The sequence below is a fragment of the Methylobacterium sp. yr668 genome (assembly GCF_900116245.1).
Lineage (GTDB): Bacteria > Pseudomonadota > Alphaproteobacteria > Rhizobiales > Beijerinckiaceae > Methylobacterium.
Genome location: NZ_FOZY01000070.1, coordinates 1 through 7,431 on the forward strand (window position 1 = coordinate 1; position 7,431 = coordinate 7,431).

Annotated in this window: 6 protein-coding genes; 3 read left to right on the plus strand and 3 right to left on the minus strand. The window is 66.2% G+C overall.

Going from position 1 to position 7,431, the window contains the following annotated elements:
• Together BM419_RS30935 and BM419_RS30940 are read right to left on the minus strand one after the other, a co-directional pair.
• Positions 1 to 265 (minus strand): transposase (locus tag BM419_RS30935; protein WP_139257171.1); only part of this gene is annotated, 265 nt, incomplete at its 3' end.
• Between the two features lie 142 nt (positions 266 to 407).
• A complete protein-coding gene (locus tag BM419_RS30940) occupies positions 408 to 2,522 on the minus strand; it encodes an ATP-binding protein (protein ID WP_091928704.1) in 2,115 nt (704 codons plus the stop codon).
• A gap of 115 nt (positions 2,523 to 2,637) precedes the next feature.
• Between BM419_RS30940 and BM419_RS30945 the strand changes: the two genes are divergently transcribed.
• The 3 genes from BM419_RS30945 (at position 2,638) to BM419_RS30955 (ending at position 6,372) form a co-directional block, all read left to right on the plus strand.
• Positions 2,638 to 3,225, plus strand: coding sequence for a substrate binding domain-containing protein (locus tag BM419_RS30945; RefSeq protein ID WP_091928705.1), 588 nt, complete (start codon positions 2,638 to 2,640; stop codon positions 3,223 to 3,225).
• Between the two features lie 471 nt (positions 3,226 to 3,696).
• Positions 3,697 to 5,985, plus strand: coding sequence for an HWE histidine kinase domain-containing protein (locus tag BM419_RS30950; protein WP_244540933.1), 2,289 nt, complete (start codon positions 3,697 to 3,699; stop codon positions 5,983 to 5,985).
• Between the two features lie 21 nt (positions 5,986 to 6,006).
• Positions 6,007 to 6,372, plus strand: a complete 366-nt coding sequence (locus BM419_RS30955) for a response regulator (RefSeq protein ID WP_091928707.1) — start codon at positions 6,007 to 6,009, stop codon at positions 6,370 to 6,372.
• Positions 6,373 to 6,668: 296 nt separating this feature from the next.
• On the opposite strand, the gene BM419_RS30960 is transcribed toward BM419_RS30955, so the two are convergent.
• Complete coding sequence (locus BM419_RS30960; protein ID WP_244540934.1) at positions 6,669 to 7,250, minus strand: cupin domain-containing protein; 582 nt, start codon at positions 7,248 to 7,250, stop codon at positions 6,669 to 6,671.
• Positions 7,251 to 7,431: the final 181 nt, after the last annotated feature.

Below are 7,431 nucleotides of genomic sequence, written 5' to 3' on the forward strand. Positions count from 1 at the left end.
GGCCCGCCTCGCGCTCCAGGCGTCGGCTTGACGGGACCCGGTTGAGATAGCCGTAGACGTACAGCTTCAGCAGGGCGGCCGGATGGTAGCCCGGTCGACCCGTGCGTGCCGCATCGACACCCGCAAAGCCGAGCGCGCCGAGTTCCAGGGCCTCCACAAAGGCATCGACGACGCGGACAGGATTGTCCTCGGCGATCCAGTCCTCAAGACAAGGCGGAAACAGCGTCGTCTGATCGCGCTCGGCACCGACAACGAACCGTCCCATGCCATCCTCCGGTCGTGCAGAGGAAAGCTACCACCTTCGGGGTTTTGACACAGCCAGGACCCATTGCTGTCGTCCGAACCACAACCGGCGGCTCTGCAAAGCAGCCGTGCGCCAGTCCTTCGACAGGGGTGTCAGGTTACCGTCAATTCGCGATCAAATCGCGGATGCGCGATGCCAGCGCATCGACGGCGAACGGCTTGGTCAGGACGGCCATCCCCGGTTCCATCTGGCCGTCCGTCAGCAGCGTGCTCTCGGCGTAGCCGGTGATGAACAGAACCTTGAGGCCCGGCCGCGAGACCCGAGCGGCGTCGGCCATCTGACGGCCGTTCAAGCCATTGGGCAGGCCCACATCGGTGACGAGCAAGTCAATACGGGCGTCGGACTGGAGCACCTTAAGACCGCCCGCCCCATCCGCAGCCTCCACGGCGGTGTAGCCGAGGTCGCTCAGCACGTCCGTCACCAGCATGCGCACGCTGGGCTCGTCGTCCACCACAAGGACGGTCTCGCCGGCCTGTGCCAATGCCGGGGATCCTTCCTCCGGCAGGGCCTCGTCACGCTCAGCCTCGCCCCTGTGGCGCGGGAGGTAAACCGTGACCGTTGTGCCCTGCCCCTCGTTCGAGTGGATGCGGACCTGCCCGCCGGACTGCTTGACGAAGCCGTAGATCATCGACAGGCCAAGGCCGGTCCCCTGGCCGAGCGGCTTGGTCGTGAAGAATGGGTCGAACGCCTTCGCCACCACCTCCGGGGGCATGCCGGTGCCGGTGTCCGAGACGCTCAGCGACAGGTACTCACCGGCCGGCATATCCTGTCGCTCGGCGACTTGGGGAGTGATCCGACGGTTGCCGGTCTCGATGACGATGCGCCCCCCGTCCGGCATCGCGTCGCGGCCGTTGATGCAGAGGTTCAGCAGCGCGTTCTCGAGCTGGGACGGGTCGACCAGAGTCGGCCATAGGTCCGTGGGTCCGGCCGTCTCAAGCTGAACGCTCGGCCCGACCGTCCGCCGGATCAGGTCGAGCATGCCATCGACCAGGGCGTTCACGTCGGTGCCTTTCGGCGCGAGCGTCTGCCGACGCGAGAAGGCCAGCAGGCGGTGGGTCAGCGCCGCCGCCCGCTTCGTCGCCCCCTGCGCGGCGGCCATATACTTGTCGACGTCCTTGAGGCGCCCCTGCTCGATACGGGTGCCCATCAACTCCAAGCTGCCGGAGATGCCGGCCAGCAGGTTGTTGAAGTCGTGGGCAAGCCCTCCCGTGAGTTGCCCGACCGCCTCCATCTTCTGCGATTGGCGGAGCTGCTCCTCAGCGTTCATCAGCTCGGCCGTGCGCTCGCCGACGCGCTGCTCGAGAGTTTCGGTGAGGGCGCGCAACTGGGTGATGGCCCGGTCCCGCTCCTGTTCGACAACACGACGCTCCTCGACGTCGAGGAGCACGCCGGGAAAGCTCAGGGGCGTGCCGTCCGGCGCGTGGTCGACCCGGCCATTGGCTTCGATCCAGTAGTAGCGCCCATCCAACCGGCGCACCCGGTACTGGTGCGCATAAGCGCCGCCCCGGCCGACGGCCTCGTTGATCGCTTCCGCCAAACCCGCTTGGTCGTCAGGATGTACGGTGGCTACGATCTGCGCCAGCGGGATGCCCTCGCGGCCGAGCGCTGGATCGAGCCCGAAGCTTCGGGCGAAGGCTTCGTCGACCGTGAACCGGTCGGACGGTAGGTCCCAGTGCCACGTGCCGATGATCGCGCCAGCGGCCAGGGCGAGTTGCACGCGCTCGATGTTAGCCCGTGCGAGCGCCTCGCTGGCGCGCAGGCGCTCTTCGGCCTCGCGTCGGGCGGTCACGTTGTTGAAGATGATGGCAATCTGCCGGTCCGCAGGGTCACCGACGGGAACAGCGCGCACGTCGAACCAGCGCGAGAACGCCTCAGCATAGCTCTCGAAGTTCGCGGGTTCCCGGGCCTTGGCGACCCGCCCGTAAGTCTCGAACCAGAAGGGCTCCAGGTCAGGGGCGAACTCGGTTACCCACTTGCCGCGAAGGTTGACGCCCGACTCGCGCTCGAAGGCAGGGTTGGCCTCTACGAAGCGGTAGTCGACCGGCCGGTCCTCGGCGTCGAACTTGACCTCGACGATGGCGAAGGCCGCATCGACCGTCTCCAGGATCGTCCGGAAACGCTCCTCCCTCTGACGGATGGCGGCCTCGGACCCGCGCAGACGCCGGATCTCGGCCTCGAGCTCCCCACGGGAGAGGGTCTTCAGTTCGTCCCCCGACACGAAGGATGCTTCTCTTCCGTTTACCGCGGCCGCGGCGCCTCTCGTGGCTAATCCAAGTGCGTTTACCCCGAGGAAGGTTCCTGACCAGCCTTGCACACCGCCGGGGCTGCAATCCGTGAAGCGCCTCCCCAAACTATTTGTCGACCAGCGCCCTAGGGACCGCGTCGCCGACCTCATCGAGGAGGGCATTGACGTGGCGATCCGCGTGGGCGAACTGGCCGACTCCCGCTTGCTCTCCCGGCGTCTCGCGCCGCATCGGCTCTGCGCTTTCGCGTCCCAAATCTACCTGGAGAAGCGCGGGACACCGCAGCATCCGGACGACCACATCCACCACAACCGCTTGAATTTCCGCTTCCAGAGTGCGGGCCAGGCTTTGCGCTGGCCGTTCCAGATCGGCGGCCGCGCGGTTGATCTCACGCCGAACGCCGGCGGCGTCGCAGACTGCAGCGATGCGGTCGCGGCCATCCTCGTGGTCGTCGGCATCGGCATCTCGCTATCGTATGTCGTCGCGTCCCACGTCGAGCGAGGTGCGCTGGTGCCTGTCCTGCGGAAGTTTTCTGTCGAGCGTTCGGTCGTCACCGCGTTGTGGCCGGAGAGCCGACATGGCAACCAGAATATGAACGCCTTCCTGGCTTTCCTCGGAGGTATGTTTCATTCCCCAACACCTCGGGACAAGCTGCTCAAAAGTCCAGCGGGGAAGTAAATGGTCGCCGTGGGTAGGTCTGCTTCTATACATCGACCATTCGGAAGCGGATGGTCGGGAAACCACCCCGAGCGGGTGTACCGCACCCGACCCAACTCAGAAGCGCGGACAGCCTTCTGAGCTGCCCGAAAGCGGTCATGGGTCGGACGCTGCACGGTATCGGCTTTGGCCCCAGTCGACCGGCCCGAACCGCTTGTACGAGGACCGGTGTCCTGTGGGCCGCTCACCCCTCGCGCAATCGTCTCATGCGCAATCGAAGCTCCTGTGGTAAAGGGCATGTCACTCGACACCGCCTGTCGCCGATGCCCCTCCACAACCCTCAGAAAATCTCCCCATTCCCGAACGCACACTTCCTACCGCTACACAGGTTGACAGTGAGTTCGGGCACGCAGATCGGCAGCGACCTCGTTCATGATTGAACCAGTAAAGTCGCCCGTGGCTGTCGCTGGCCTCGACGCCGAGGACGCCCGCTTGGCGGCCCTTCACCGCTACCAGATCCTCGACACGCCGCGTGAACCGGGGTTCGACGAGATCGCCGCACTCGCTTCGGCGGTCTGCGGCACGCCGATCGCGGTCGTGAACCTGATCGGCGAGGGCCGCCAGTTCTTCAAGGCGGAAGTCGGCCTCGGCGTGCGCGAGACGCCGCTCGACAGCTCGTTCTGCGCCCGCGCGATCCTGGAAGAGGAGTTCCTCCTCGTCCCGGACGCCACCCGCGACACGCGCTTCGCGTGCAATCCGCTGGTCGCCGGCGAGCCCCATCTGAAGTTTTACGCCGGGGCGCTCCTGAAGACCGCCGAGGGCCATGCCATCGGCACCGTTTGCGTGCTCGACTACGAGCCGCGCGATCTCACCGCCGTCCAGCAGCAGACCCTGCGCGTCCTCGCGCATCAGGTGATGACGCAGCTCGAACTGCGGCGCGCCCTCAGGGAGAGGCGTGAGGAGGCCGCGTTCATGCGCAGCGTGCTCGCCTCGTCCGCCGACTGCATCAAGGTCCTCGACCTGGATACGCGCCTCACGTTCATGAGCGAGGGTGGCAAGCGCGTGATGGAGGTCGGCGACTTCAACGCCATCCGCGGCTGCCCTTGGCCGGACTTCTGGCAGGGCCAGGGCAACGCGGACGCCAAGGCTGCCGTCGTGGCGGCTAAGGCAGGAGGCGTTGGCCGCTTCCAGGGCGGGGCTAGCACCATGGCCGGTAACCCGCGCTGGTGGGATGTCCAGGTCACGCCGATCCTCGACGCGCAAGGCGTCCCCGAGAAGCTGCTCTCGGTCTCACGGGACATCACGGTCCAGAAGGATGCCGAGCGCGCCGCCACGGCGAGCGAGGACCGCTGGCGGAGTCTGTTCACCAGCATGCACGAGGGGTTCTTCTCCGCCGAGATCCTGCGGGACCACGAGGGTCACGCGGTCGATGTGCGCTTCCTGGAGGTCAATCCCGCCTTCGAGATCCAGTCGAGCCTACCGGCGAACCAAACCGTGGGCAGGACCATCCGCGAAGTGATCCCGACCATCCCGCAATGGCTGATCGACATCTACGCGGGCGTGGTCGACACCGGCGAGCCCGCGACGTTCGAGGTCGCCGTGCCCGCCCTGAACCGCACCTTCGAGGCACACGGCCATAAGGAGGCGGATCAGCGCCTCGCCGTGATGTTCATCGACATCACCGAGCGCAAGCAAGCCGAGGAACGCCGCAACGCCCTGATCGAACTCGGCGACCGGCTGCGCCACGTCACCGCCAAGGCGGATGTTGCTCCGATCGCGGCGGACATCCTGGCGCGGACGCTAGGACTCAGCCACGTGGGGTACGGCGATGTCGACCATGTGCGCGACACCGTCACCATCGCCGACGACCACGTCGCGGAGGGCGTCGATCGCCTGAACGGCGTGTACCCTTTCCGGAGCTACGGGTCTTACGTCGACGACCTCAAGGCGGGCCGGGCCGTGTTCATCGCCGACGCGACGGACGATCCGCGCACGGCCGGCGGCAGCGACGCCCTGGCCGCCGTCGGCGTCCGGTCCATCGCCAATATCCCGCTGATGGAGCACGGGCAGTTCGTCACCCTTTTCTTCGCCTTGAAGGCCGAACCGCACGCTTGGACGGCTGAGGAGCAGGCTTTCCTGCGCAACGTCGCCGACCGCACCCGGGCCGCCATCGGTCGCCTGGAGGCGGAGGAGCAGCAGAGGGTGCTCAACCAGGAACTGAGCCACCGCATGAAGAACATGCTGGCCATGGTCCTCTCCATCGCGACCCAGACCCTGAAGACGGTGCCCGACCGAGAACCGGTCGAGGCGTTCGAGCAGCGCATCCACGCGCTCTCGGCGGCGCACGACGTCCTGCTGCAGCAGGAATGGACGGCGGCCCCCCTGGACGCGGTCGCCAGCGCGGTTCTGCGCACCTTCGCCCAAACCACACGGCTCAAGGTTTCTGGGCCACAGGTCTCGCTTGGGCCGCGCGCGACCCTATCTGTCTCTCTTCTGCTGCACGAACTCGCGACTAACGCGACGAAGTACGGGGCTCTCTCCAACGACGAGGGTCACGTCGGGGTCAGCTGGCGCGTCGATGGCGATAGCGATGAAGGTGACCTAGTGCTCGACTGGGAGGAGAGCGGTGGGCCGCCCGTAAAGGAACCCGCCAGACGCGGCTTCGGCTCGCGACTGATCCGCCTCGGATTGGTCGGAACGGGCGACGTCGACCTACGCTACCAGCCCACCGGTTTCCGGGCCGAGATGCGCGCGCCGCTCGCGCAGATCCATCAGTCCTAGGAAGCCGTCATGGGAAAAGCGATGCCAGCGGCCTCCGCCGTGATCCTCGTGGTCGAGGACGAGCCCCTTCAGCGCATGATGGCGGTCGATCTCGTCGAGATGGCGGGGTTCGACGTGGTCGAGGCTCGCAGCGCCGACGAGGCGGTGCGCATCCTGGAGAACCGCCCCGACATCCGGGTGGTGTTCACGGACATCGACATGCCCGGCGGCGTCGACGGGATGAAGCTCGCGGCCATGATCCGTGACCGCTGGCCGCCCATCGAACTGATCATCATCTCGGGTAAGCACCGTCCCACGCCCGAGGATCTCCCGGTGCGCGGCGTGTTCTTCTCCAAGCCGTACAAGCGGGACGAGGTGACCCGGGCGCTGCGGCAGTTCGCGGCCTGATTGATCCGAACGGCAGACCTTCCAGTTCGCAGGGAAAGAACGGCCAAGCGCGCGATGGCGATGGCCGCTTCTCTGTTCTGATCCTCCGAAATTAGACTGCCCGCTTTCCACCCTGAGTAGACGGTATCAGGCCGGCGCAGATGGACGGGAGGACAGAACGCAGATCTGCAGTCTACTCCGACTCCTCGACGCGGCCGAACAGCGGCGCCTCCTCAACACGACAGAGGGGCCATTGCGGGCACAGTGTCCGTCGTAGCGGGCACCTCGGATGAGGCGTTTGGTACGAGGGACCAGATCTACTGAACCGACTTGCTCGGGTCGTCGGCGGGGTTGATGTAGTTCAGCCCGAAGGGCCCAAAGCCATTCACCTGAAGCTCTACCGGCTGCTCGCTGGTCCAGAGCGAATGCGGCATGTCCTTGGGCAGGAACACGAACCCGCCCGCGCGCAGCTCCTTGCCTTTCGCCTTGTCGATGGTCGTGCCGTGCTCGTGATAGATCGAGCCCGAGAGGATCGTCAGCGTCTCGGCTTCGGAATGAGTATGGGGCGCGATCACCGTGTGGGTGGGAAATTTCACCCTTAGGACAAAGGGGCCAGGCTTGCTCGGATCGCCCAAGACCATTCTGATCTGCGTGCCCTTCGGTAGGTTCGGCGGTCCCGGTTGGTAGGTCGCGCTCGCGGCATCCGGCAGCGCAACCGGGCCGTGCGTCCCATGGTCCTGCGCGAGGCCCGCGCCCGTGCTGGCGATCAAGGCCGCGAAACCGGTGGCAATGGTCCGAAGGCGTTTGGTCATGGATCGTCCCCCGCCCGTTGGCGACAGGCTCGACGACCAGTTAGCGCACAATCGAGTCTCGGCCACCCTGGCGGTGTCGAGGGCCATCGTCTCGCTCCCCGCAATGCGCGCAAGGGACGCGTCGGCTGGATCGTTGATCAAGCGTCAGGTAAAATACTTCCCGTAATACTGCCATTGATCGGCCCCCACGAGGTGGTCCAAGGTCAAAGTTAGTGCAGTGTCGGTCGCTGGACCACGGCGAGCTTGGCCGGTGCAGCCGGCCAAGCGG

What these genes read in the sequence shown, in the direction of transcription:
- BM419_RS30955 (WP_091928707.1), top strand. Translation starts at nt 6,007, where the DNA reads ATGCCAGCGGCCTCCGCCGTGATCCTCGTGGTCGAGGACGAGCCCCTT.
- BM419_RS30960 (WP_244540934.1), bottom strand. Translation starts at nt 7,250, where the DNA reads ATGGCCCTCGACACCGCCAGGGTGGCCGAGACTCGATTGTGCGCTAAC.